At 57.2% G+C, this 24,644-nt stretch carries 18 protein-coding genes; 12 read left to right on the forward strand and 6 right to left on the reverse strand.

What is annotated here, in order from left to right; genetic code table 11:
• Positions 1 to 697: 697 nt before the first annotated feature.
• From K9B32_RS28220 to K9B32_RS28235, 4 genes are all read left to right on the forward strand, one after another.
• Complete coding sequence (locus K9B32_RS28220; protein WP_224568540.1) at positions 698 to 1,816, forward strand: acyltransferase family protein; 1,119 nt, start codon at positions 698 to 700, stop codon at positions 1,814 to 1,816.
• Positions 1,806 to 3,236 carry a hypothetical protein gene (locus K9B32_RS28225; RefSeq protein WP_224568542.1) on the forward strand — a complete coding sequence of 477 codons (1,431 nt, stop codon included), beginning with the start codon at positions 1,806 to 1,808 and terminating at the stop codon, positions 3,234 to 3,236. Before K9B32_RS28220 ends, K9B32_RS28225 begins: the two co-directional genes overlap by 11 nt.
• A 157-nt stretch (positions 3,237 to 3,393) precedes the next feature.
• Entirely contained in the window at positions 3,394 to 5,028 is a 1,635-nt protein-coding gene (locus K9B32_RS28230) for a GMC oxidoreductase (RefSeq protein WP_224568544.1), read from the forward strand.
• On the forward strand, positions 5,018 to 6,034 hold the full coding sequence (locus tag K9B32_RS28235) for an NAD-dependent epimerase/dehydratase family protein (protein WP_224568546.1): 1,017 nt from the start codon (positions 5,018 to 5,020) through the stop codon (positions 6,032 to 6,034). Before K9B32_RS28230 ends, K9B32_RS28235 begins: the two co-directional genes overlap by 11 nt.
• 206 nt (positions 6,035 to 6,240) lie before the next feature.
• Here the strand turns inward: K9B32_RS28235 and K9B32_RS28240 are convergent, their stop codons facing one another.
• The 3 genes from K9B32_RS28240 to K9B32_RS28250 all read right to left on the reverse strand — a co-directional run bounded on the left by K9B32_RS28240 (position 6,241) and on the right by K9B32_RS28250 (position 9,097).
• A complete protein-coding gene (locus K9B32_RS28240; RefSeq protein WP_224568548.1) occupies positions 6,241 to 6,534 on the reverse strand; it encodes a hypothetical protein in 294 nt (97 codons plus the stop codon).
• Positions 6,535 to 6,644: 110 nt separating this feature from the next.
• Complete coding sequence (locus K9B32_RS28245; RefSeq protein ID WP_224568550.1) at positions 6,645 to 7,982, reverse strand: polysaccharide biosynthesis/export family protein; 1,338 nt, start codon at positions 7,980 to 7,982, stop codon at positions 6,645 to 6,647.
• Between the two features lie 44 nt (positions 7,983 to 8,026).
• On the reverse strand, positions 8,027 to 9,097 hold the full coding sequence (locus K9B32_RS28250) for a glycosyltransferase (RefSeq protein WP_224568590.1): 1,071 nt from the start codon (positions 9,095 to 9,097) through the stop codon (positions 8,027 to 8,029).
• A 322-nt stretch (positions 9,098 to 9,419) separates the two neighbouring features.
• Between K9B32_RS28250 and K9B32_RS28255 the strand changes: the two genes are divergently transcribed.
• From K9B32_RS28255 to K9B32_RS28265, 3 genes are all read left to right on the forward strand, one after another.
• Positions 9,420 to 10,145 carry a sugar transferase gene (locus K9B32_RS28255; RefSeq protein ID WP_224568552.1) on the forward strand — a complete coding sequence of 242 codons (726 nt, stop codon included), beginning with the start codon at positions 9,420 to 9,422 and terminating at the stop codon, positions 10,143 to 10,145.
• A gap of 178 nt (positions 10,146 to 10,323) precedes the next feature.
• Positions 10,324 to 12,330, forward strand: coding sequence for a glycosyltransferase (locus K9B32_RS28260; RefSeq protein ID WP_224568554.1), 2,007 nt, complete (start codon positions 10,324 to 10,326; stop codon positions 12,328 to 12,330).
• 15 nt (positions 12,331 to 12,345) lie between these two features.
• Positions 12,346 to 14,013, forward strand: coding sequence for a Wzz/FepE/Etk N-terminal domain-containing protein (locus K9B32_RS28265; protein WP_224568556.1), 1,668 nt, complete (start codon positions 12,346 to 12,348; stop codon positions 14,011 to 14,013).
• A gap of 373 nt (positions 14,014 to 14,386) precedes the next feature.
• On the opposite strand, the gene K9B32_RS28270 is transcribed toward K9B32_RS28265, so the two are convergent.
• The gene (locus K9B32_RS28270; RefSeq protein WP_224568558.1) at positions 14,387 to 15,823 is read right to left on the reverse strand and encodes an oligosaccharide flippase family protein; all 1,437 of its coding nucleotides are present in this window, start codon (positions 15,821 to 15,823) and stop codon (positions 14,387 to 14,389) included.
• Positions 15,824 to 16,005: 182 nt separating this feature from the next.
• A complete protein-coding gene (locus tag K9B32_RS28275; protein ID WP_224568560.1) occupies positions 16,006 to 17,973 on the reverse strand; it encodes a hydrolase in 1,968 nt (655 codons plus the stop codon).
• A 279-nt stretch (positions 17,974 to 18,252) separates the two neighbouring features.
• Here K9B32_RS28275 and K9B32_RS28280 point away from each other — a divergent pair, with 279 nt between their 5' ends.
• Both K9B32_RS28280 and K9B32_RS28285 read left to right on the forward strand, forming a co-directional pair.
• On the forward strand, positions 18,253 to 19,578 hold the full coding sequence (locus K9B32_RS28280; RefSeq protein WP_224568562.1) for an NAD(P)-binding protein: 1,326 nt from the start codon (positions 18,253 to 18,255) through the stop codon (positions 19,576 to 19,578).
• A gap of 74 nt (positions 19,579 to 19,652) precedes the next feature.
• Complete coding sequence (locus K9B32_RS28285) at positions 19,653 to 20,732, forward strand: glycosyltransferase family 4 protein (protein WP_224568572.1); 1,080 nt, start codon at positions 19,653 to 19,655, stop codon at positions 20,730 to 20,732.
• A 9-nt stretch (positions 20,733 to 20,741) separates the two neighbouring features.
• On the opposite strand, the gene K9B32_RS28290 is transcribed toward K9B32_RS28285, so the two are convergent.
• Entirely contained in the window at positions 20,742 to 21,770 is a 1,029-nt protein-coding gene (locus K9B32_RS28290) for a glycosyltransferase family 2 protein (RefSeq protein ID WP_224568574.1), read from the reverse strand.
• A gap of 348 nt (positions 21,771 to 22,118) precedes the next feature.
• Here K9B32_RS28290 and K9B32_RS28295 point away from each other — a divergent pair, with 348 nt between their 5' ends.
• The 3 genes from K9B32_RS28295 to K9B32_RS28305 all read left to right on the forward strand — a co-directional run.
• Positions 22,119 to 23,267: a glycosyltransferase gene (locus K9B32_RS28295; protein WP_224568585.1), complete on the forward strand. Its 1,149-nt coding sequence runs from the start codon at positions 22,119 to 22,121 to the stop codon at positions 23,265 to 23,267.
• A gap of 27 nt (positions 23,268 to 23,294) precedes the next feature.
• Positions 23,295 to 24,218: a family 16 glycosylhydrolase gene (locus K9B32_RS28300; protein ID WP_224568587.1), complete on the forward strand. Its 924-nt coding sequence runs from the start codon at positions 23,295 to 23,297 to the stop codon at positions 24,216 to 24,218.
• 102 nt (positions 24,219 to 24,320) lie between these two features.
• Positions 24,321 to 24,644 (forward strand): 2-dehydropantoate 2-reductase N-terminal domain-containing protein (locus K9B32_RS28305; RefSeq protein WP_318013380.1); only part of this gene is annotated, 324 nt, incomplete at its 3' end.

A 24,644-nucleotide genomic window follows, 5' to 3' on the forward strand; every position in this document is an offset into this window, starting at 1 on the left:
ACACATCAATCCTTCAATGTGTGTGTCCTAAGGCCGGCTCCTCCTTCCGGAAACGACACAACGATGTTCTCTGCGCAACCTCTAGTCTTCCTTTCGCCGTATCCTTTCCCGCCATATAAGGAATAGAACGCCCCCTATATAGCCAAACTGCATAAGAAATATGCAAATAACGCTGTAGTATAGCGTCAATGTTACCGAGCCATAATGCAGATATGTGATCAATGCGAACGCAAATGTTGCAGCCAGCATCCGCAAGTAGATGCCAGGAGCTCGCATCAATTGGACGAAACGCGTCATGATTATTTCCAGTAACGGCCTCAAAGGTTTCATGGTTACCATAACTTTGCAACAGAAATGAATCACAGTCACCTCCGCCAATCCGACGATTCTGTCGTTTTATGCACCTGCGCATGGCGCATTGCAGCATTCTTGCTCTCTCGCCGCGCGGCATTGTTGGACTCTATATGTTTCAAAAAAATCTAATTAAATCAATTGTATATTTCAATCATGCATGCTCTGTTCTTCCTGGGCGTGCAAACCATTATGTCGCAGCTCCGCCATCCTTCAAAAGTTTAGCCCTTGCAGTTTATTTTTTCCGCATTGCAATATGTGACTTTGCAAATACTGAGTTCGCGTCTATTGTGCGCCGCAGCGTAGTATTCATTATTACTGCAACGCTAACGACGGGAGTAATGCCATGTCGATCGAAGAGCGGTTTGCGAATGGATATACCACAGGCTTCGACTACCTTAGGGTGCTGCTTGCGGTCGCTGTACTTTGCATTCACAGCTTTGCGGTTTCCTATGGCAAAGAAGGCGAAGTCTTCCTGTTCCAGCCGCCGCTGCGCGGTCTGATAACATTCGTTCTCCCAGCCTTTTTTGCTCTGAGCGGGTTTCTTGTCAGCGCCAGTCTGTCACGGACGCGCAACGTTGCCCGCTTCCTCGGCCTGCGAGCGCTTCGCCTCATACCGGCACTTGCTGTGGAGGTGACGCTGTGCGCGCTCCTTCTCGGACCCGTCTTTACGACGTTGCCGCTGGCCAGTTACGTCGCGGATCCGGAGTTTTCGTCCTATTTTCTCAACATCGTTGGCCATGTTCAGTATCTGCTGCCCGGCCTGTTTCGCGACAATCCCTACTATCACGCCGTCAATGTGTCGCTGTGGACCATTCCCTATGAACTGGAGTGCTATGTTGCATTGACCGTGCTTGCCGTGCTTGGCCTCGTCTTTCGACCGGCGCTGCTGATTGGTGTTGTCGTGCTTGCACACCTTGCGGTCATCGGCCGCGACCTCCAGCGAGGTGCTGCCGAACTGCCAATGGACGGGGCTTTGCCTGGTCGCATCCTGCTCTTGAGCTTCCTGGTTGGTGTTCTTCTGTTTATCTGCCGCAAGCACATCAAGGTTACGGCACCTCGTGCAATTGCTGCTGCTGGGGTGTCGTTCGTGATGCTGAACCTGCCCTACGCGCCGTACTTCGCCGCCTTTCCGATTGCCTACGTCACGGTTGCGATGGGCCTCACACGGCCGCCAAAGCATTCGTTTCTTGCCAGTGGGGATTATTCCTACGGCATCTATCTCTACGCTTTTCCGGTTCAACAGACGGTTGCCCATCTCTTTCCCCAACATCGCGAATGGTACGTCAACATCGCGCTGGCGCTACCGGTTACCATACTGCTAGCCGTGTTTTCGTGGCATGCCATCGAAAAGCATGCTCTCAAACTCAAGAGCTTTATCGCAGGGAAGCCTGACAGGGCAGCGATCGCCAAGCCACCAAGAGTTGCTCAAAGGCAGGTGAGGGTGGCTGGCAATGGGCGTTGAACCGATCGGCATCATTACCATTGCGCTCGGCCTGTACTGCATGGCGCTCGGTCAGGCCGCGACAATCAAGGCCTTCGTGACGCTAACCCTGTTAGGAGCGGCGGCCGCATTCATTGTCGGTTCTTCGAGTGTTCAGCCAGCCCATCTGTTCCTGGCGTTTCTCGCGCTCGCTGCAATGCGCAATAGACAGGCCAGCACTCCACTGCTTGACGCCATACAGTTCGGCCGTCCGGGCTTCTGGCTCGCCTGCCTTGTCGTTTATGGCACCTTATCGGCCTACTTTCTGCCGCGTTTGTTTGCCGACGCAACGACGATTGTCCCTCTTGGCTTGTCTGACCACCCGTTGACCCGCGGCGTGGTCCCGCTCGGACCTGTCACCAGCAACCTGACCCAAGTGGTTTACCTCGCCGCAGATTTGGTCTGCTTCATGCTGATCGTGGCTGTCGGGTCGACGATCGACGGCTACCGAACGATCGCAATCGGCTTGATAGCCTATGCCGCATTCAACGTCCTTTTTGCGCTCATCGACGTCGTTACCGGCGCGATTGGCGGCCAGGATATGCTGCAGTTCATCCGCAATGCGCAGTATACCTTTCACGACAACGACAAGGTCAATGGTTTCAAACGCATCGTAGGTTCGTGGCCGGAGGCCTCCGCATTTGCCGGAACCACCTTGGGTGCTTTCGGATTCACCTCAACGATGTGGCTTTGCCAACGATATTCGCGTTGGACTGGCCCGCTGGCGATGATCTCGATGGTTCTGATCGTTGCCTCTACGTCGTCTACAGGGCTGGTTGCGGCGCCGGTCTGCCTGGCAATCTTTTATATTACGGCCGTGCTTCGCAGTGGCGTCGGAGCCGACAGTAGCAACAGCGCCGCGGTGGCAGTTCTTGCCCCGGTCTTAGCGTTGCTTGTCGGACTGATCGTTGTCCTACAGGACCAAATCTTCGATGCCGTTCATAGCTATGTGGACCTCCTTGTTTTAAGCAAATCTACCTCCAGTTCAGCCCTAACGCGCGGATCTTGGAACACGAGCGGCCTTCAGAACTTTTTCGACACCTACGGGCTCGGGGCTGGATTGGGCACTGCGCGGACATCGAGCTTCCCGGTCGCGGTCCTGTCGAACGTGGGCATCCCTGGTGCACTTTTTATTCTCCTGTTTACGCTTACCGCCCTTGGCCCAGGACGTCGCGCCGTTCCCAAAAGTTTCGTTGCCGACGTCAGGAGTGCTGCCCGAAACGGCTGCCTGTGCCTCCTTGCGGGGTCCGTTGTTGCCGGTCCCACGGTCGACCTTGGCCTCCTGTTTTTCATTCTGGCGGGTCTGGCTGCCAGCCGCCCGGAAGTCATGTCGGAGGCCACGGCACCGTTGCTCCCGCTACGCCAACAAAGCGGTCTGCCCGTGCCTAGAAGATCGGGCTAACCCTATTTGTTGCAGGAGGTTCAATTCTGGACGGGCGAGGCTCATTGAAATGACATCGAAAATCCTTCGCAAGCAATATCGGCAATCGGGCCGGCCAATCGCTGGAGAAGGCCGACAACGCTCTGGCAAATTTGTGCACCGCAGGAGGTGATGGGCCATGCCAATTCTCGATCTGCAGCCCAACGAAACAATTGTCCCGTTGCTTCGTTGCGACCTATGCATTGTTGGGTCCGGACCGGCCGGTGCGACGTTAGCGCGCGAGCTCTCCAATTCAGGACTGAGTGTTGTGCTTCTTGAGAGCGGCGGTGAGAGCCGTGATCCAGAAACTGACGCGCTGAATGATATCGAGAACATCGGGCGCCCGCGGGTCCGTGACCAATGGTCGGTGCGAAATCGCATCCTTGGCGGCAGCTCACATACCTGGGGCGGTCGGTGCGGTCCCTTCGACGCCATCGATTTCGAGCAGCGCGAGTGGGTTGAGAATTCGGGATGGCCGATCACCATGCAGGAACTCGACCCGTACATGGATCGCAGCGCGGGCCATCTCGGACTTGTGCTTGGCAGCGGCTACAGTGACCAACGCTTCTGGTCGATCGCAGGACGCAATGCGCCGAAGAGAGAGGTCGCAGCCAACCTCCTGCTGCCCTTCTTCTGGCAGTTCAGCAGGGACGACGCGGAAACCTATCCATTCGAGTACATGCGGTTTGGGCGGCACATCGCCAAACACCTCGGCCCCAATGTCACACTCGTGACGGGCGCGACCGCGCTGCGGGTGCAGGCAAACGACAAGCGCACCAAAACGCGTGGGCTTGAGTTTGCCACAGGAGACGGACGAAAGCATAACCTTGTCGCCCGCTCGGTCGTGCTCTGCGCTGGAGGCATCGAGAATGCCCGCATCCTTCTCAATTCTCATGAGCAAGATCGCAAAGGGCTCGGCAATGATCATGACCGGGTCGGCCGCTACCTGATGGACCATCTTCGTGGTCCAACGGCGTTCTTCGCCCTGTCCGGTTCGGAGGCGCTCCGACGCAGGTTCGGCCGCTACAATGTTCGCGGCCGTTTCTTCCGTGCGGGTCTCAGATTGAGCCCGGAAATTCAGCGACAAGAGCGCCTGCTCAATTGCGCAGGCTGGCTCGGAGAGGTCCTTGCGCCAGACGACCCCTGGGACGCATTGCGGCGCCTGGCCGCTAGAAAACCTCGGCTGCCAGCCGATGTCGTCTCTGTTGCGCGCAACGCCCCTTTGATGGTGCAGGGGGCTGTCGACTATTTCGGAGCGCGAAATGGCCTGCCGCGCAAGCTGCAGGCGCTCACGCTGGATTGCATGTGTGAGCAGATGCCTGATGAAGACAGCCGCATAAGCCTCTCGGATCGCCGGGATCGCTTCGGCATGCGCCTGCCGAAGGTCGACTGGCGTAGCCACCCGGACGAGGCCCGCACGATGCACCGTATGGGCGAACTCGTCGCATCCGAACTTTCCAGGATAGGGTTTCCGGAGCCTGTTCTGGCCGACTGGGTACGCGACAAGGCACCAATCCCCGCAAGCTTCGTGGACGTCGCTCATCCGACGGGAACAACGCGCATGTCTGGCGATCCTGCCAAAGGGGTTGTCGACGTCGATTGTCAGGTACACGGCGTCGAAGGCCTTTTTGTATCTGGCAGCTCGGTGTTCCCGACAGCTGGCCATTGCAATCCGACGCAGATGATCGTCGCCATGGCAATTCGTCTCGCCGACCATTTGAAAGACAGGTTAAAGCGCCCGTTTCTTGCGGAGGTGATGGCTCATGCCGGGTGAAACCATTCTCGTAACCGGCGCAACAGGCCGGATTGGCCGCTTTGTTGTGACCGACTTGCTTGAACGCGGCTATCGGGTGAGAGCGACGACCTCGCGCACGCCCGAATCCGACGACCAAAGGCTTGAATGGCGCAAGGTAGATCTTGCCAGCGATGGGGATCTTGGTTGGCTCGTCGAAGGCTGCAGCGGCGTGATCCACCTGGCGGCCGAAATGGGAAAGAAGGATCGCATGAGGGCGCTCAACGAAGGCGGGAGCGGACGCCTGGCACGTGCTGCCGAGGACAAAGGCGTAAAGGCCTTCTGCTACACGAGCTCAATTGCTGTTTACGGCAGTGGTCGATCGGCCGAAATTTCGGAGAGCTCGCCCGTTCTATCCATCGATCGAGACGTCGCCTCGGAATACTGGGCGCTGGACTATGTCCGCGAATATGGCCGCACGAAGCTTGCCGGAGAGAGGGCGCTCATGCGCGTCGCCAACCAGATGCGTTGCGTGGTGCTGAGGCCAGCCGTTGTTGTTGACATCGGCCAGATCATTGGCGTGCGCGACTGGAGCCTTTTCAAGCGCATGCTCGCTTCACATCGCCACTCCCATCACATCTATGTCGGCGATGTTTCCGATGCGCTCATCTGGGCGATCGAACAGGGACTGGCGGGCAGGGGCGAAGCCGGGCAGGTCGACATATACAATCTGGCAGAAGACGATCGCGACATGCCGCGTCACATCGATTTCATGCGCAAGGCCTTCGCGGCAAGTGGTGACCGTCGCTATCGTGTCGTCAGTGCCCCATGGCTCATCGACTGGCTCCACGATTTCCTGCGCTTCCACACACTACCAATCAGGAATCCGCTATGGCGCATGCGCTTTTCAAGCGAGCGCCTCAAGGGCGCGGGATACAGGCTGAAATTCGGGATGGCAAAGGCCGAGCAGCTCGCCCTCGCCCGTTTGGCGAAGGAGGCCAGGACAGGCGCGCAATCCGACTTCGCCGGGCAAAGCAGACCAGTATAGGGGCCCGCCTGTGGCCATGCGATCAAGATCAAACGCCTCCGCTCAAGGCCCGACGTTCTTGGGAGGGGCATATCACGATCTTGATGGGAATGCTCACCGAGAATGCGGATTACGCCTGATGTCCTCTCCGTGATCGTGGTTGGATCGCCTTGCTGGAACACCCGGCGGGAGCAGTGCGTTCGATGCCTGCTTGCCAAATCGGTGGGCTAGTCGGCAGGATATTTCGATTGTGCCTGTTGCGGCGCCCGCTTTTCAGTGTCGCTGGCTCGCCGCGCGTAGAACGCATGCAGAACCACGTGGGCAAAAACATAGCCTGCTTCGAGCACCACAGCGAACACAAAGCCCCAGGCAAACGCGTTCAGAAGCGGGCTGCCGGCAGAGTAGCTGACACCCGCGTAGGCGATCATCACGACAAGAACAATCAGCGTGAAGATCAAGACCGGCACGCGCAACGCGCAGACAGCGCCGATCAGAAATGAGATTACAAGCGCCCAGCCCATCGGTTGCTCCGACCTCCCAATCGAAATCCCCCTAACCGGATATAATCGTGTATCTCCTCTGGTGAGGCAAGTTCAAATTGCGGTGTCCCAGAGCGGCAACAACCAGCAGGTCAATTGCTGCTGACGTCCGACGAGGTAACCGTTGGCTCTTCCCGCTGCTGAACTCTGATCATGTCACCGGGCATGACGGGATCGTTGTCGCCCACGACAAGCGTTTGCATAGTGCCGTCAATGATCCGGTTGACCGTCATCAGGAAGGTGTAGGGAGCCTTTTCCTCTGCCAGAGAGGCCATTGCGGAGGGGGCGCGGACCTCAAGGTTCTTTAGCTGATCGACTGCCGTCTTGGTCTTTTCGGTGTTTGAAGCAAACCTGTCGCGCAGTTCGGCTGCCTCCGTCAGCGCGTTGACACGATAGCGATTGTGGACGTCGGCAATATCCTGATCGACCTTGGCAAGATCCTGCTCGGTCTTCAGCGTGGCCAGCGAAACGTCAAGATTGCGACTTTCGAGTTCAGCGACAGTCTGGTTGGCGCCGAGCTGGCGGGTCGACAGTGTCAGCCCTTGTGAGACAAGCTTGTTGACCGTGTTCAGATCCTTGCTTGCCAGATCGATCTGTTTTGCAAGCGAGGCCGCTTTCTCCTTCAGCGCGTCGATCTGATTGTTGGCGAGTACTTTGGCCCGGTTCAGCGCGTCGATCTCTGTCATCATCGAGCGCTCGCGGGTCTCAAAGAGGGACTGTTCCTCCTCCATCATTTTCGAGAATCGCGGTTCGTTCACCCTCGACGTGAGCTCTTGGGGAAAGACGACGGATGAGGCTCCCTTTAAAACCGCATCGACGCGCGCCTGTCGTGCGACAAGGCCAAGTCGTTCGGCTTCCAGTTCCCGCACTTGGCCCTTGCTCGACAGCGCGTCGCGCTGCAGGCTGATCGTGCTGGCATCGGTCGAACCGATCCCGCCCGCCATGCTGAGCGCCTGTACGACGGTGAGGCCGGGGCTGTAATTATACTTGCCAGGGCTTGCCACCAGCCCGGTCACGAAAAGCGGGCGATATGAAGAGATTTCGACCGAAGCACTTGGCCGCTTCTGCAAGCCGACCTCGTTTTGGAGGCGCTCTCCAATCGTTTCCGATATCTGCTCGAGTGTCTTGCCTGCCACCGGGACATTGCCGATGATCGGCAGCGATAGGTTGCCCGCGGAAGAGACGACGAAATCTCCCGTCAAAGGGGCCCATTCGAATGCGGTGCCCGTACTTGGGCGCCACTCGTAAACGCGGACCTTCAAGGTGTCCTGCGGCCCGGGCGCATATTCCTCACCGGCATGGGCCGCACCAGCTCCAATGGCAATCGCCAAAAATGCCGCAGAAACTGCTGCCTTGCGGTCCGGCCTTTCATTGCTTTTGTCCGAAAGACCGCGTCCTCGGACCACTTCGCGTAAGGAGGAAAGCCGCATCCTGTTGCTCCAGTTGAAATTATCTTGGCAATTCGTCGGTACGTTTAGGCCGATACCGCCAGTGTGGCGCCAGTTGCCCGCGCAACATAGGTCCGGAAGCGATCCACAAAGACGTCCCGTCGGAAATCGGCCGCGCGAGACACGGCGTCCGCTGGGTTGAAATCGAGACGTTCCATTCGCTCGACGGCATCAATCAGTGCCTCGACCGTCTGGGTCTGAAAGAAAACGCCGGTCTTGTTGTTGACGACAGTCTCCGTTGCCCCACCCCGGCCAAAGGCGATGACCGGTCGTCCGCTCGCCATCGCCTCGACGGGTACGATCCCAAAGTCCTCTTCGCCGGGGAAGATTAGGCCCTTGCAGCGGGCGTAGTGATGCCTAAGCGCGTCGAAAGACTGTGCGCCCAGGATGGAGACGGTCGGACCAGCGATTTTCTTGAGGTGGTAGAGCATTTCGCCACCACCGATGACAACCAGCTTGGCTTTCATCCGATTAAAGGCTTCGACGGCCAGATCGGGTCGCTTGTAACTGACGAGCTCTCCGACCATGAGATAGTAGTCCTCGACGTCAGAGGCTGGGACCGGGCGAAACGCTGTGGTGTCGACGGGAGGATGAATGACGGTTGCCTCCCGGCGATAATAACTCTTGATCCGTTGGGCGACGGTTGTCGAATTGGCGATAAAATCATCGACGCGATTGGCGGTCGCGACATCCCATGTCCTGAGATAGTGCGCCATTGGCGGCATCATCATTCGCGTCATCAGGCCGGAACTGTCGTAGTATTTGTTGTACATGTTCCAGATGTAGCGCATCGGGGAATGGCAATAGCAAAGATGCAAGGCCGGCGATGTCGGTATGATGCCTTTGGCTGGTCCCGACTCGCTGCTGATAACAAGGTCGTAGGCGCCGAGATCGATCTGCTCGAGTGCCATTGGCATCAACGGCAGGTAGCGCTTGTACATCCGTTTTGCATAAGGCAGGCCGCCGATGAACGTCGTCTGTATCTTGTGCTGTTTGATCTTGTCGGAAATCGCCGCAAGATCACAAACATGTGTGTAGATGTCGGCTGTGGGAAATATATCGCACAGTGCTTCGAGAACCTTCTCGCCGCCGCGCATTCCGACCAGCCAGTAATGAATAATTGCTACTCGCACGCCAAGTCCTCGAGATAGAACAATCGGAATTATCGTGGCGTGCATTGCGGGCGCAGTTCTTGCCGATTTCTCGATTAAAAATCAGACTATCGGCAACTATATTAGGCAGTTAAGACAGAAATATGATCAACAAGTGATGTCCATTTCCCGCGCTGCACAGTTATATAGTGCAGCGCAATAAAATTATTGTCAAATCGTTTAATACTTGTTAGCTTTCTTGTGCATGCCATGACGGCATTGTCTGCACATGCCCGAAGTCTAAGTTGTTTACGAGGGGAGTCCGCAGATGAGGGAAATTGATCTCGGTCGAAATTTCGACAGGTTCAACAAGGCGCCACTGCACTCTCGCAGAGCGACCTCCCGAAGGTCCGATATCTTCGGACATGAAAACCGTTCCTCTGTGATGGACGGTTTGAAATACGCAATTGATACAACAATTGCGAGCATTGGCCTTGTCGTCCTGGCCCCGATGATACTGATGCTCGTCGCCGTCCTATTAATCCTGCAGGGGCGACCGATATTCATCGCTCACCGGCGGATCGGCAGGCACGGCGTCATGTTCCCCTGCTTGAAGTTCAGGACAATGGTAAAAAATGCAGACGAGGTATTGAGCCGGCATCTGGCGGCGAATCCTTCGCTCAGGGCGGAATGGAACGCAACGCGCAAGCTCAGAGACGATCCCCGTGTCACTCCGCTTGGCGCACTTTTGCGCAAAAGCAGCGTTGACGAAATTCCACAGCTCTTCAACGTCATTCGCGGCCAGATGAGCCTTGTCGGACCGCGGCCGATCGTTGCAAGCGAGGCGGAACTCTACGGCATTCACTACGCCGACTACATCAGGGTTCGTCCCGGTGTAACAGGCCTGTGGCAGGTCAGTGGACGAAGTGACACGAGCTATAAAGACCGCGTTCAACTCGACGTTCGCTATGTCGAAGAACAAAGTGTTCTTGGCGACCTGTCGATCATGCTGAAGACAATTCCGGCTGTCCTGCGCTCGCGCGGCAGCTATTAAAACCTTAAGCGGCGCGGTATCGCGCCCCTCCACTTGATCTCAGCATTGTGGCGCATGCTCAAAAGGCAGGTGCGGCTGGCTATGCCCTGATTTTACGCGGCGGCAATCAAGAAGCGTGCAGTGATTTGATGCTTTCAATCGGTACCGCGACACGTCGCGGTCGCCAGGAGATTTCTGAATGAGCGCAAGCGAATTCGCAATCAATGGCCGATTTCTCACGCATGACATAACGGGCGTCCAGCGATACGCGCATAATGTCGTCAATGCGATGGACGATTTTGCACAGTCGGGCGGATCAGTTGTGATCGCGCCGGTCAAAACGCCGGAGCTGTCGTTGCGGCGCATGCGAGTTGAACAAGGTGGCCAGCTGAACGGTCATGCCTGGGAGCAGATCGAGCTGCCGTTTCTCAGTGGCAATCGCAGGCTCCTCAATCTCTGCAACACGGGGCCGGCGGCAAAGATCGAGCAGATCGTATGCATCCACGATGCAAACATTTTTGCCGCACCGCAGAGTTACAGCCGATCGTTTCGTGCCCTTTACCACACTCTCCAGCCATTGCTGGTGCGACGGTCTCTACGCGTTGCGACCGTGTCCCATGCGGCCGCGCGACAGATCGCGCGTCACCTGCCAATCCGCTTGTCTGAGATTGCCGTTCTTCCAAACGGACACGAGCACGCGCTGCTTTGGGATGCATCGCTTGCCGAAGTAGCCCCGAAGATGATGGCCTCGGGAAGGCCGCGCCGACCGTTTGTCCTGGCTCTCGGATCGCGTGCGCGTCACAAGAACCTGTCGCTCTTGATTGACATCGCGCCCCAGCTTGATGAGATGAGCCTTGATGTCGTCATTGCTGGTGGGGGCGATGGCATATTTGCCGAGCAAACCCTCAAACGTCAGCCGAATGTCCATTTTCTCGGGCGTGTGTCCGACCACGACCTTGCCTATCTCTTCGACCGCGCGCTTTGTCTTGCATTTCCTTCGCTGACGGAAGGTTTCGGACTGCCGATCGTGGAGGCAATGGCAAGATCCTGTCCTGTCGTTTCGTCGCATTGTGCGAGCATGCCGGAGGTTTGTGGAGACGCGACCCTGGTCGCTTCTCCTCTTGAACCGGTCGAGTGGATCGAGCGCATAGGCTTGCTTCACGCATCCGTGCAGCTTCGAGAAGAATTGGTGGAGAAAGGACGCGAGCGGGTTGGCCAATTCTCCTGGGAGAAAACAGCAGCGGGTTATATCGAGCTCCTCGAAAACCCAAGGGCCGAGGTCCGCAGCCACAGATCGGTCGATCCGAGTTCGCCGCATATCAGCGTCATCTTCGCAACCCGCGGACGTCCCGGTATCGTCAGTGCGAGCGTGCGGCATCTCCTGGCGACACAGAGCCTGAAGCCGGATGCAGTGATTGTTTCGTGTGTCGATGCTTCAGATGCTGGCGATCTGGCAGGCCATCCAGACGTGACAATCATCACGGGTCCTCCCGGGCTTGCCGCACAACGCAACACCGCGCTGAAACACGTGAGACCAGGAACCGAAGCTGTCGCATTCTTCGATGATGATTTCATCGCTGATAAGAACTGGCTCGCCAGCGCAATACAGACATTTCGTGACGAAAGCCAGATTGTGGGCTTTACAGGCCACGTCCTTGCCGATGGCATCAAGGGACCGGGTATTTCGTTTCAAGACGCGGTTGATCTGGTCGAGGCGGGGGAGGCCGACGCCACGTGGTCGGAACCGTTCAGCCCTTATGGCTGCAACATGGCCTTCCGTTTTTCTGCAATTGGCGACGTCCGCTTCGACGAGCGTCTGGTCCTATACGGGTGGCTGGAGGACCGTGACTTTGCAGCGGCACTTGCCAAGGGCGGCGGCCGGCTCGTCAAATCGGCTCTCGCCTTTGGCGTCCATATGGGCGTGAAGAGCGGAAGGGTTAGCGGCGAACGGCTGGGATATTCGCAAGTTATCAACCCGCTCTACATGATGACCAAGGGCACGATGAGCCTCCCCAAGGTCGTGGACCATATCTTCCGCAACACCGCCAGCAATTTTAGCCGTGCCGTCTGGCCCGAACCCTTCATCGACCGGCGCGGTAGAGCCCGCGGCAACCTTTTGGCGGCCTTTGACGCTCTTCGTGGCAGGCTCGAGCCGGAACGCGCCGCTGTGATCGCGACGCCAAAGACTGCCACCAAAACCTCTTGAACCCTAGGAGCACGAATGATGTTCAACAGACCCCGCCCTATTGATGTCACCTCGAGGCTGTGGCGGGTGAACGAGACACAATCCGATGTGGCCGGCGATGGGCCAATCGCCCTGTTGCGCGCGTTGATTGATCTCGGCACACGTCACAGGATTGCGCTTTCGGCCTGCAGCGCAGCCGGTCTCATCCTTGCCGCGCTCTACGCCCATTCATTGCCGCCAACCTATCAGGCAACGGCAACGCTTCTACTTGAACCACGCCAGTCGGCCATCTCTGGCGAATTAGGTGCTCAGCAGACGCTGGATCTTAATCGCGCTGACAGTGAGCTTCAGACCATAAAATCGGAGCGCCTGCTGTCAGCGGTGTTTGAAAGCCTGAACCTAAAGGACGACCAGGAGCTTGGCCGTAGGCAGCCAGGCTTGCTCGCGAGGTTGCTGAGTGGATTGCCAGTGTTCCAAGGGCGGCAGGGTGCCGATAGCGCAAAAGCCAATTGGACAGAGCCTGGAAGGGCAAGCACCACGATTGAACAAGCCGACGAGGCAGACCGGGCGGCCTTCCTGAACTTCATGTCTCGCCTGAACGCACGTCGTGTCGGACAATCCTTCGTCATCGAAATCGAGTATTCGTCCTCGAATCCGAAGCTGCCGGCCCGCGTCGCCAACGCAGCGGTCTCGGGTTACATTTATCAGACGGTGGCCTTCAAGGAGCAGATTGCGCGCGCTGGCACCGAAGCATTGCAGGGCCGACTGGACTCGCTTGCAAGGCAGGTCGATGCAGCGCGCGAAGCAATGCATGCAGGTTCGCTGCCAGCGATTGCAACGCCTGATGCGGATGCCCGTATCATCGGGGCGGCACTTCCACCGCTAGGACCATCAGCTCCACGGGAATCTCTCATCATCGCGCTGGGCGGTGTGCTCGGACTGCTGGTCGGATTCGGCGTTGTCGTTGTGCGAATGGCCCTTGATCGCCGCGTTCGCAGCGCCAAAGACCTAGCTCGAGAGATGGAGGTTCGCTGCCTGGGCTCGGTCCCGGATGTTCCTGGCGCCGAGGGTGTTCCGTTGCACATCACGAGCCCGCAGCAGCAAAAATTCGTTGCCGCCATTCGTGATTTGCGTACGTCGGTCGAGATTGCCTGCACGAGCCTTCGAAATGAAAAAAGCATCGTGATTGCCGTTGTCGGCTGGACGCCCGGTGCTGGTGTCTCGACATTGTGCGCCAGCCTCGCGCAGCTCATCAGCCGCGGCGGTCGGCAGGTGACGTTGTTCAAGGCTGCTGACGGCGAGGATACACGCGCAAGCGCTGATAATCTGCCGGCTGTCTCTTTGGCTGGTGCCGCATTTGCGGGGCTGATGCCTGAGCAGTTGTCCTTCGAGGATGTCGGTGGGGTCGCTGTACTGCCCATCCATTCCCGAGATGCGAACGCAAATTTGTTCACCGATTTTCGCAATCCCCGTGTGCGACGGATCTTTGAAGCAGCACGCGCACGCGGCGACGTGCTTCTTGATCTTCCGGCACTTCGCCATTCCATGGATGCGCTTGCGCTTGCAAGCTACGCGGACGCCGTTCTCGTTGTCGCGCGCGCTGGCCAAACGACGATCGAGGAGGTTTCGGAGTCCGTTCAGCTCCTGCGTCGCGCTGGTGCCAATGTGGTCGGAACGGTCATTAACCGGGCACGTGGCAACTGACCAAAGTTTGCGTGCAGACTTTGGTCAGGTGTTGGCCCGTTCCGTGTTTATCCGCCGAGCCCGCAGCGCGGGGGCTTCAGGACCCGCCTGGAAGGTCCGAGTGGCGAGTGCCATTGGGAGCTGACACTGGCAGTTGGGGCTGAAAGAATACGTACGCGCAAGAAGGACGGCATGCATCCGACGACTCTTCTTCGCTCCTGCGTCGATGAGCAGAGGGCGCCTTTCCGCCGCGGCTGGCAACTGCAGTGTCGCGGGCCGAAAAACCAGAGAAGACCTGTTCCTTCGTTGCTCGACGTCCTGGTTCGCCTCAAGGATGAGTTAGACTGAGCAAATCGCTCGGCCAAACACAACCAGGAACCACCTCGGTGAACACTCATCGATCAATGAGCTCAAGCCGGCCTCCACCTGCAATCAGCCTCACGCCAAGCAGCAACAGGGCACCTGCGTAGGCTGCTGCCCCAGCGGCAATAACAAATGCGAGCTCCACCACATGCGGATAGTTTCGCCCGGCCAATTCGTCCCGCAAAAGCCAGAGGACAATCGCCATTGCGATGACGGCGGCTGCCACCTTCCAGAGGTTTTGCAGTTGATCCAGAATCCCAAGGTCGAGCATTCGGCGGGCCTCATTGAGGTAGAAGGCGAACATGAGCGTCGACAGAGCAATTCTCGCGATGCTCACACCGGTGACCGAACCCAGATAAAACCCGATCGAAATCAGAAGCACGCGGAAACAGAGATCGACTGCATTTAAACGGAAGATCACATGCGGTCGGTCGAGTGCAACGCTAACCGATGAAAGCGTCTGGAAGTAGGGGATTGGCGCCACAGCGAGGGCAAGCAGGCTGAGTAGGGGTGCTGCATGCTCCCATTTGGCGCCGAGCAGGAGGTCGGTCACAAGGTCTGCCGTCAAAGATATCCCCACGCAGGCGGGCGCTGAGATCAACATGGCAAAGCGCGTCGCCTTCAAGAAGGCCTGGCGTACGCGCGCGCGATCTGCGTTAATCTGCGAGAATGCGGCCATGACAGGCTGCAGCGCCGGGCCAATCAGGCTTTGTGTGGGAATGACTGCAACGTCGCTCGCCACTGCATAGCGTCCAAGCGTTGGACGGTCCGCAAGCGCGCCGATCAGGAACCGATCGAACTGCCAGTTGAGCGCTGAGACCAGTTGGGCCGACGAGAACCAGCCGATGAAGCCGGCAAAGTCAGGCAGGCGCGCCAGGGAAATGGCAGGACGGTAAGGAGCAAGAATGTAGGAGGCAACCGTTGACGCAAAGGAGGCGATCACGAAGTTGGCAACGATGGCCCAGTATGCTCCACCACTCAGGACCACGAGCATCGCGATGATGGCCGCAGTCAGCTTGCCGGATGCTTCCAGAATAAACGTCTGACGAAATCCGAGCTGCCGCGCGAAATTGACCATCGCCGGACTGGTTAGTCCTCTCGAAATAGGCCCAAGGGCAAGGACGGCAACGAGGAGAACAAGGTGGCTGTCGTGATTGATCCACGAATAGGGCCAGGCGGCTGCCAAAACGATGGTTCCAATCACGACGCCGCGCATGAGGCCAACCGTAAAACCGGTATCCAGATGGCTTTTGTCGATGGTCGGAAGACGCAGGAGGGCCTGGGTCACGGGAACCTCAAGCATGGTGTCGACAACCATCACCAGCGATGTGGCTAGTGCAGCAAGTCCAAAATCGGCAGGCGTCAGAATGCGAGCAAGAACAAGCAGGGTGAAGAAGTCGATTATTCGTCCGACAAAGCGCGAGAAGACGAGCCAACCGGCTCCCTTGATTGCCTTAACCGCAAGCATGTCCCACTCCGAAATCCTGAGCTCCAGCCACGTCGCGGCGAACGACCGCGACGCATATTCTTGTGAAAGGCCGCGGGGTTTTCGCGCGCCCTTGCACTCAGTCATCCTCCCGCGTGATGTCTGCTTGGAGCCGGATTGATCCGGCAACCGATCCTACAACGTTCCTCCATGTCGTAGTTCGGCTATTTGAGGCGTGCCGACACTCCCCTTACAATGTGCGCCATCTCCAGGGCAGGTAAGAGTGCGGTCTTCAGGAATGGAAAGTCGCGCGCAATTGCGCCTTCTCGCCAAAGCTGCGATTTGACGGCTGTCAGCTTTTTCGCAAGATCCGGGGCGCCTGATTGCTTCAGTACATAGACGCTTTCCGGACGGCCAAAATCGACGGAGCGGGCCCCGACACCCAGTGCCATCATATCGAAGGCCCGAGGATTGGTGATCGCTTGCTTAAGCCGCCCCCAGGCAAGGTCGGCGTCCGACATGATCTCGGCGCCATTTCCGACCCGATCAATGTATTGCAGGACGCCCGCAAGCAGTAGATTTCCATCTGCAGGATCAAGCTCGCCATAAGCGATCTTGCCGGCATTGCTGTAGACCGTTCCATCGCCAGATTCACTCAAATGCCGAACGGAGGGAATTGCAGGTTCAAACAGGCTCTCGATAATCTGCCAGTAGCGCAGGATGACCGTCTCGATTCTCAGCGGGTTATAGAGGTCTTCCTCGACGACCAATCCCGTCACCTGTGGGAAGTGATCCTCGCTAAGGCCCTTGTAGTTGCACCTTGCAAACTGGATGGTTTCGAATGTCCGTTCGGGCAGCCCGGCAGCAACAAGACGCTGCGTGCTCCCGTAAAGACCAGTGTCACAGAGAATGATACGCGAGACATCACCGGCAATCTGCTCCAGATGGCGCTCGAACAGCTCGTTCTGTCTCGCAATGTCGTCGAGCACCACACGACCTTCAGGGGTGTCGATCATCGCAAAGAAGTGGCTTGGGTCGAAGGGAAGTTGCCAAGGACCGGAAAGTTCATACGTTGAGCCGCCAAGTGCATTGGCGACATCGGCAAAGGTGTTCTTCTTAAACTCCCGGCCAAGTTCATCGAGGACGGCGGGGCTTTGCTGCATGAGTGCTGCGCGCGCCGCCACCAGGCGCGAGATGAGGATGTTTTCGCGACGGAGTTCAAGCGGAAGGTTAAGCTTGGCGACCAGCTTTTCGAAGGCTTCCCTGATGCCGATGCCGCCGCGTGCGCAAAACAGCAACGCGGCATTTCCCTGCGTTTCCGCTTCCCTGGCATAGAGCCATATATAAAGGCAAAACTGCGCAACAATTGGGCCGAACACTTCCCGCCCGAAGGCTGCGCGATCAGCCAGTTCAGGCATTCGGCCCGATGGTCTCATGACCCCCTTGCGAACGCCGCGCATGGCTTCGGCCCGGGCACCGTCGGCGCGTGTGGCAAACCGCCTCAGGCGCCCCTTGGGAAGATGCAGGGCATGGATGCCCATGGTTCTCGGCACGGCGCAGTCGGCAAGAAAATCATCACCAAGATGCAGCAAGCGCGACGCTGCAACGCCTTCTTCTTCGAGAACGCGTGAAAACAGCCTGCCAAATCGCTTGCTCTCTCCCATGTCGGCGCTTGAATAGACGTTATCGATCAGACCCGGACCGTGAAAGTAGTTGATCAATTCCACGAGTTGGCGTCTCGGCAGTGCCGTATCGGAAACGGCGACGATGCGAATGCCGGTCTGGCGATGCAGGCGCAATACCTTGGCGAGCTTTTCGTTTGCGCACAGCGAAATCTTTTCAATCGCCATCTCCAGTGAGATGCGCTGCTCGATCAGTCGTTCGGGCAGGCCAAGCATGGCGAGCTGGCGCTGGATGATGTCGACGAGCCGGACTTCTCCAGCACCGCCGCCGACGTTGAGCGCGCGATAGGCAAACCGCTCAGCCAGTTGCCGGGTTCGAAACAGATGCTCCGCACTGATTAAAGTTCCCTCGTCCCGCAGCAAGCGAGCAAAGCGCTGCTCGGCCTGCATTACGCGCGATCTTTGCGATCGCGGCTGGCGCAACAGCAAGGTGTCGAACACGTCTGTTGAGATTAGATCTATGCCGTCCAATGGACCGTGAAGGAGATGGGCGAGGCTTTGCCGCAGCACTGGAGAACCCTTTGCCGTCGATCAGCCCTGCCTTCGACAGTGTTGTCGCAGTGAATGCACTGCAGCAAGGCTGTTTCCCTGAATTCGCAACCGCAAAAAGTCTGCCGCATTATTTGATGTACATCAAGTGCAAAATTATATTTTATTTTGCAGTGCAGAAGCGTTGCAAAAACTACTCACGTGCCTATTGTTCTGTAGACGTTGTGCTTGAGATGTCGACTCTTTTTTAATTGCGTTATACTGTCTTGTTCTACTGGGAGGACAGTTCGGGGGCGACCAATGGATGACGTAAGCCATCATTCCTCACGCATGTCCGCAGTGCAGCAATTTGATGTTATCGTGCTTGGTGCCGGCATTTCGGGCCTCGTCGCGGCGTCGATCTTTTCGGCTGAGGGGAACCGTGTCGTCGTCGTTGACGAATACGATCACGTCGGCGGAAACCACATGGACTGGTCTTCGGCCGAAGGCTACACGTTCGACGTCGGCAGTTTGATCTTTCAGGACGATTCCCCTTTGCTTCGGCACTTCCCGGAGCTTCTTGAACATTATGTGCCGATCAAACCGTCCTGGGGGCGGCTAAACCCGCAGGGAAAGATCACCGTCTATCCGATTTCGATACGCGACGACATTCTCGGGGCGGGTCCAATTGGCGTGATCCGGATTTTCGCCTCGGTCCTTTACGCGCGCATATTCTGTCGCCGGATGGCGAATGCGAGAGACTTTGCGCGTTACTGGATCGGCGCCTATCTCCTGCACCGGTCGGGGCTTGGAACCTACATGCGGCGCTTCTACGGTATCAATGCAGAAGAGATCGATCTTGATCTCGCGCGCAAGCGCATGCTCTGGATCGCCGAATATGCTTCGCTCATCAATCTTTTGCGCCGCTTGCTGAAGCGCAAGGGAACGACCGGGCCGAAAAATCGCCAGATGGCACGTCCGCGGGAAGGCTTTGGTGCGCTTTATGGCGCAGCCGTGTCGAGGCTCGAAAGCTGTGGCGTTGTCTTCAAGCTGTCGGCTGAAGCGCGTCAGCTTCACAAGACAGCTTGCGGTTACGAGCTGTTACTCGACGATGAGAGCCTTGCCGGGAACAGGATTGTTTCCACGGTGCCGATTAGCGTTGCCGAACGGATATGCGGCAACGGACAAACCTCCGCATTGAAGACCATCACGCTTATAAGTCTGTACTTCAGCTTTGCTGGCGAGCGCGGGTTTCCCCAGGCAATCATTTATAACTTCTCGCACGAGGGCTCGTGGAAGCGTTTGACCGTTTATTCGGACTTTTACGGGCGCGTTGCCGAGCGCGAGTATTTTGCAGTCGAGGTCATTGCCGGCACGGTCACGTCGAGCGAACAGGCAGAAGCTGATTTCCGCTATCACGCCTGCGCAAATGGGTTGTTTCGTGGCGACCTCAAGCTTGAGGGCAGCCAGGTCCTGACAAACGCCTATCCAATCTACAGCAAGGGAGCTGCACAAAATGCAGCACAGGCGATCGCGCGATTAAAGAGCTTTGGAATAGAATCGATCGGGCGGCAGGGCGGCTTCAATTATCAGCCGACCGCCCGGGTTTCCACCATCGATGTGGAGACCGCGATCGCGACGCCTTGAATACCGCAAATGGCTTGCCGTCGAATGTACCCGAAAGGCGGTAGGCATTGGCACCAGATGACGAGAGGTCGACGATGCGAGTTCTGCATATCCTCAATCATACCCGGCGCTTGAACGGGCATGTGCACGCAGCGGTGGATCTCGCCTGCGCGCAGATTAAACTAGGACATCAGGTCTATCTCGCAAGTGAAGGAGGAGATTTCGACACACTCTTGAAGGCAAAGGGCATCGAAACGCTGTTTATCGGTCACCAGCGGAAGATCCCGAGCCTCTTAAGGGCGCTGTCTCGCCTGAGTTCCTATATCAAGAAGTACGACATCGACATCGTTCATGCGCACATGATGACAAGCGCGGTGATTGCCTTCCCGGTCTGCAAGTTACGACGCGTCCCACTCATTACGACAGTTCACAACGAGTTCGAAAAGAGCGCAACGCTGATGGGGTTGGGAACACGCGTAATCGCGGTCAGCGATGTGGTCGGCGCCTCGATGCGCCGCCGTGGCATTCCCCAGTCGAAATTGAAGGTGGTGTTGAACGGCACGATCGGATCAAGCCGATCGGAAGGGCGCAGTGAAGAGCCAAAGCCGCTTCACTCACCAAGTATCCTGTTTGTCGGTGGTCTTCATCCACGCAAAGGTCTCCCGGACCTTTTTGACGCGTTTGAAACCGTACACAGGTCCTTTCCGACAGCCCATCTCTATATTGTCGGCGATGGCCCGTTTCGCGAGGAATACAAGGCCAGGGCCGCAGCATTGGAAAGCGCGTCACAGATCACATTCGTCGGATCGACAAGGGATCCATACCCCTACATGCTAGGGGCAGACATCTTCGTCCTTCCTTCCCATGCCGACCCGGCACCGCTCGTGTTATCTGAGGCGCGCGAAGCAGGTTGCGCGGTTATTGGTTCGTCTGTCGACGGAATTCCCCAGCTGCTCGAGGACGGCGAGGCCGGGCTTCTTGTGCCGCCCCGGGATCCGGCAGCTCTCGCCAGGATGCTTGGCCACCTGCTGGAAGCACCGGAACGGATTGCCGACTGGCGACAGAAAAGTCAGTTTCGCATCGAACGCCTGACGATCGAACGCGTCGCCCGGGAGACGCTCGAGGTCTATTACTCGGCGATGCCACGCGGCAAGGCAGTTGCCTTGGCGACGTGACGCCTCACCTTATCGCGAGACGGAAAGGGCCTGTTTCAGGCGCGCCCGCATCTGGCTGGAGCGCGACGGATCAATCCGGATGGCCGCCAACTGCTGCGCCATGCCGTTTGGAAGCACAAAGAGTGCAACGGCAAAAAGGCAAAGCGCAAATCGCTTCTTGCCGGTGTTTTCGCGCATCAAGGCGCCGATGTAAGCTGCGATCTGGCCAACACCTGGCCGCTTGCCGTCAACGACGAGGCTCATCGTATTCAGTTCCATGACGTAGGCGTAGTCACTGCGGACTTCGACCGTAGCGGTTGAAGCACAGCGTGCCTGGACGAGTTCTGCAAGATGATAAAGACGTCCCATGAACCGGTCGACGTAGCCTTTCATCCGTTTTGACGTCAGTACGGAAAAGGACGACTGGTTGGCGTTGTGGATCCTGTATTTGCCAAGCGTCTTCGGAATCGAGATGACCTTGCCGACGAAGGGAGCAAGTAGATAAGACACACCGTCGATGCCGCGCTCATAGGTCATTTCCCCAAGGCCTTCGTAGACGTCACGCCTGTAGATGTTTCCAGAGGTCGGCGGCGTGTTGTAGTAGCCTCTTTCACGTATCGATCGGATCAGTGGTTCGGAATCGTCTGAAGGCTGAAGAGTGGGAAATGCATTGCCGATCGGCTTGCCATCCTTGTCGATTGGCAGAAGCATGAACTGTATCTTGGAAACGTCCGGGCGCAGATAAGGAGCAATTTCGGCTAACGTGCCTTCACCAAGAACGTCGTCGGCATCAAGGAAGTAGACGAAGTCACCATGCGACAATGACAGACCATTTAATGATGTCTTCAATTGCCCGCGATTTTCTGTCCGCACGGCAGTGATTTGATCCCCGAATTCCTGGATCCTGTCCCAGGAGCGGTCCGTCGATCCGTCGTCGACCACTATTATTTCGAGATTGTCATAGTCTTGCGAAAGAACACTTCTGATACATTCAGAAATGTACATTTCGTAGTTGTAGCAAGTGATTATGATGCTGAGAAGCGGCTGGACTTTTAACATCTTGCAAACCTTCTCTACTCAGATTATGTTGCAAAGCAGCATACCAAGTGCAGTGCAAGACGTCCATAGAAATAACCTTGTGGGCGTTGCAGCATAGATGGTCGAAACGACCGTGCCTCTACGCGTCCCGAAGTATTTCGGGGCGAGCCAAGTAGTAGTTTCATCGGTATTTGCCGTGGCATCCTGGATATCACCTGCAGTGATTTTGCTGGGAGCTTCGCTGGATCCGCTCGCCCTATACTGATCGCATTCGATGCGATTTGCAGATGATTGAATGCTTGTCTTTTTTGCGTCCGGTGCGCGCGTGCCGGCACATCGAGCCCTGTTGCCTTTTGGTCCGGAGGACGAATGGAAATGCAAGGCGGCCTGCCATTTCGCGATCAATCCCGACGTCGCATGAAGATCCTCTACATCCAGCCGGGAACCAGTGCGTTTGCCGGAATAGAGCGGGTCGTCGATGCGGTCTGCACGATGCTCGCCGATCGATTTTCCGACGATTTCGAGGTCGACGTGCTCTACACCTCGGTTCACAAGAATCGGCCGACGGAGGCGCGTGGTTACAACGTCATCGATCGCGTAGCTCGCGGGCGCCTGGACTTGATGCGGATTTTCCGAAGCGTGATCAAGTCAAAGGACTACAGTCTGGTTGTCGTCCCGCAAATTGAGCCGACAGTCATCTGCATGGCGGCCTGTATCGGATTAAACCGTCGATTTGCCGTTCATTTGCACGGAAATCCAAAGCGCGAGCGCAGCCATTTCAAGGCGAAGGTCCTCTTCTTCCTGATGCGCATCTATTTCCTCTCAAGGGTGTCTTATATTTTCGGAACTTCGCCGAGACAGCTCGACTCCTTCAAGGAGATGTTCAACAGCAAGGTACCGCAGGTCTGGGTCCCCAACCCTGTGCGGGCTTTTGATCTGTCCGAAACGCCGTCTTCCGACGCTTCGCCTGGAACCGTGACATTTGTCAATGTCGGTCGCTTTGCCTTTCAAAAGGGGCAGGATATCCTGCTTCAGGCGTTTTCTAAACTCGTCGAGATCCGACCGAATGTCAGGCTGAGGATCGTCGGATATGGCATCGGCGAGGCGAACCTGCGCGCCGAAATATCGAGACTTGGGCTCGATGCTTCCGTCAGTATCGAACATTACCCGATCAACCCGCAGCCGGCCCTTGCAACCAGCGACGTATACGTCTCGACCTCGCGGTGGGAAGGGTGGTCGCTTGCGATCTGCGAAGCCTTGCGGTTTGGTTTGCCGGTCATTTCGACCGACTGCGAATTCGGACCGAGCGATATCCTCGTTGATCCCCGGCTTGGGCGCCTTGTCCCGGTGAGCGGTGGACGGGCTCTTGTCGATGCGATGGTATATTACTGCGACACCCTTTCGCTCGAGCAGTCACACTCTGATTTTCGAAAGACCTTCATCGACAGGTACAGCCCTGAGCGCGTGGTGGAAATCCATGCCGAGGCCCTGCGGACCGCCGCAAGTGAGCTCGCATAAGGTCAATCGTCGGCAAGGAGAACGTGCATGCTGCCTTCTTTATCACGGCGCGGCTTTCTACATGCCTCTGCTGCCTTCCTGGCCCTCCAGGGCCAGAGTGCCTCTGCCACGGCGCCTGCTTCTGACGATCCGACCGTCGGACGAAAGGTCGTCTTTGAAGACGCCTTCAATTCACTCGATTGGTCAGTCTGGGATGCCGGTCCGAAGGCGACGACAGACGGCACCGGCTTTTATGGTCGATCGGCATTCGCCACCAGGCACGGCGAGGAGGGTTTCAATCCATATTCCGTCGTCGACGATCCGGCGGCAGAAGATGGCAAGGCGCTGCAGATATCCGCGAAATATATCGGGCGCGTGATGAACGTTCGCAAATATTACGGAAACACGCTGCCCGAATTTCAGTGGATTTCCGGAAATCTTCAGACCGCGAGAAAGGATGGTGTCGTCCTCAAGGGATGGCGCAAGGGCTATTTCGAGACGCGCATGCTCTTTCCGCGTCATCCATTGACCTGGCCGGCATTCTGGATGCTGAACGGCCGAAGCATCTTGGAACCGAGGACCAGCATTGAGCTCGACATAGTGGAGCATAAGGGATGGGAGCCCACCGTCTACGGGACCTACCTTCATGAATGGGGAGGGCCAGACGAGGGTGGGCGAAGCACCGGCGTTGAAACGCCTGTCGACATGACGACAGGGTATTGCCGCTACGGCATGCTGGTCGATGACACGCGATGCGTTCCATACTTCAATCGAAAGCCCGTCATCGACAGGAAGACGGGAAAACCCGCTGATTGGCCAATCACGCGTTCCGCACGACTGGACGAGGAATTCGATGTGTTCTGGCCGCTCTTAACGCTTGCATTGAGGACCGACGTCCGGTTTCCGCAGCCTTTGCAGGACGCGGACAGGATCACTCATATGCGCGTCGATTATTTCAGGGTCTACGCGTAAGGGCAGCTTAAGCATTCGCCCCGAAGACGCAGACTGGTCATGTCATTTGCGAATGGGTGTGTTCAAAGCCAGCGAGCTTAAAACCCGGAAATGTGAGGTCGTATGCGTATTGTGATGATTGGCTCGGGCTATGTCGGCCTTGTTTCCGGTGCCTGCCTCGCCGATTTTGGCCATCATGTCACCTGTGTCGACAAGTCCGCCGCAAAGATTGATGCCCTGGAGGCTGGCAAGGTTCCGATTTTCGAACCCGGTCTCGATAATATCATCGAACATAACCGCAACGCCGGTCGCCTGGATTTTTCGAAAGAGCTGGTGACATCGGTTGCGAACGCGGACGTCGTCTTCATCGCCGTCGGCACGCCGTCGCGCCGTGGCGATGGTCACGCCGACCTTAGCTATGTGTATGCGGCCGCCCGCGAGATTGCG

Origin of the sequence: Rhizobium sp. 3T7 (assembly GCF_020166565.1) — a bacterium.
GTDB lineage: Bacteria > Pseudomonadota > Alphaproteobacteria > Rhizobiales > Rhizobiaceae > Rhizobium.

What these genes read in the sequence shown, in the direction of transcription:
- K9B32_RS28300 (WP_224568587.1), top strand. Translation starts at nt 23,295, where the DNA reads ATGCTGCCTTCTTTATCACGGCGCGGCTTTCTACATGCCTCTGCTGCC.
- K9B32_RS28230 (WP_224568544.1), top strand. Translation starts at nt 3,394, where the DNA reads ATGCCAATTCTCGATCTGCAGCCCAACGAAACAATTGTCCCGTTGCTT.
- K9B32_RS28280 (WP_224568562.1), top strand. Translation starts at nt 18,253, where the DNA reads ATGGATGACGTAAGCCATCATTCCTCACGCATGTCCGCAGTGCAGCAA.
- K9B32_RS28245 (WP_224568550.1), bottom strand. Translation starts at nt 7,982, where the DNA reads ATGCGGCTTTCCTCCTTACGCGAAGTGGTCCGAGGACGCGGTCTTTCG.
- K9B32_RS28255 (WP_224568552.1), top strand. Translation starts at nt 9,420, where the DNA reads ATGAGGGAAATTGATCTCGGTCGAAATTTCGACAGGTTCAACAAGGCG.
- K9B32_RS28260 (WP_224568554.1), top strand. Translation starts at nt 10,324, where the DNA reads ATGAGCGCAAGCGAATTCGCAATCAATGGCCGATTTCTCACGCATGAC.
- K9B32_RS28220 (WP_224568540.1), top strand. Translation starts at nt 698, where the DNA reads ATGTCGATCGAAGAGCGGTTTGCGAATGGATATACCACAGGCTTCGAC.
- K9B32_RS28240 (WP_224568548.1), bottom strand. Translation starts at nt 6,534, where the DNA reads ATGGGCTGGGCGCTTGTAATCTCATTTCTGATCGGCGCTGTCTGCGCG.
- K9B32_RS28295 (WP_224568585.1), top strand. Translation starts at nt 22,119, where the DNA reads ATGGAAATGCAAGGCGGCCTGCCATTTCGCGATCAATCCCGACGTCGC.
- K9B32_RS28250 (WP_224568590.1), bottom strand. Translation starts at nt 9,097, where the DNA reads ATGCGCGGCGGCGAGAAGGTTCTCGAAGCACTGTGCGATATATTTCCC.
- K9B32_RS28285 (WP_224568572.1), top strand. Translation starts at nt 19,653, where the DNA reads ATGCGAGTTCTGCATATCCTCAATCATACCCGGCGCTTGAACGGGCAT.
- K9B32_RS28270 (WP_224568558.1), bottom strand. Translation starts at nt 15,823, where the DNA reads ATGCTTGCGGTTAAGGCAATCAAGGGAGCCGGTTGGCTCGTCTTCTCG.
- K9B32_RS28225 (WP_224568542.1), top strand. Translation starts at nt 1,806, where the DNA reads ATGGGCGTTGAACCGATCGGCATCATTACCATTGCGCTCGGCCTGTAC.
- K9B32_RS28265 (WP_224568556.1), top strand. Translation starts at nt 12,346, where the DNA reads ATGATGTTCAACAGACCCCGCCCTATTGATGTCACCTCGAGGCTGTGG.
- K9B32_RS28235 (WP_224568546.1), top strand. Translation starts at nt 5,018, where the DNA reads ATGCCGGGTGAAACCATTCTCGTAACCGGCGCAACAGGCCGGATTGGC.
- K9B32_RS28290 (WP_224568574.1), bottom strand. Translation starts at nt 21,770, where the DNA reads ATGTTAAAAGTCCAGCCGCTTCTCAGCATCATAATCACTTGCTACAAC.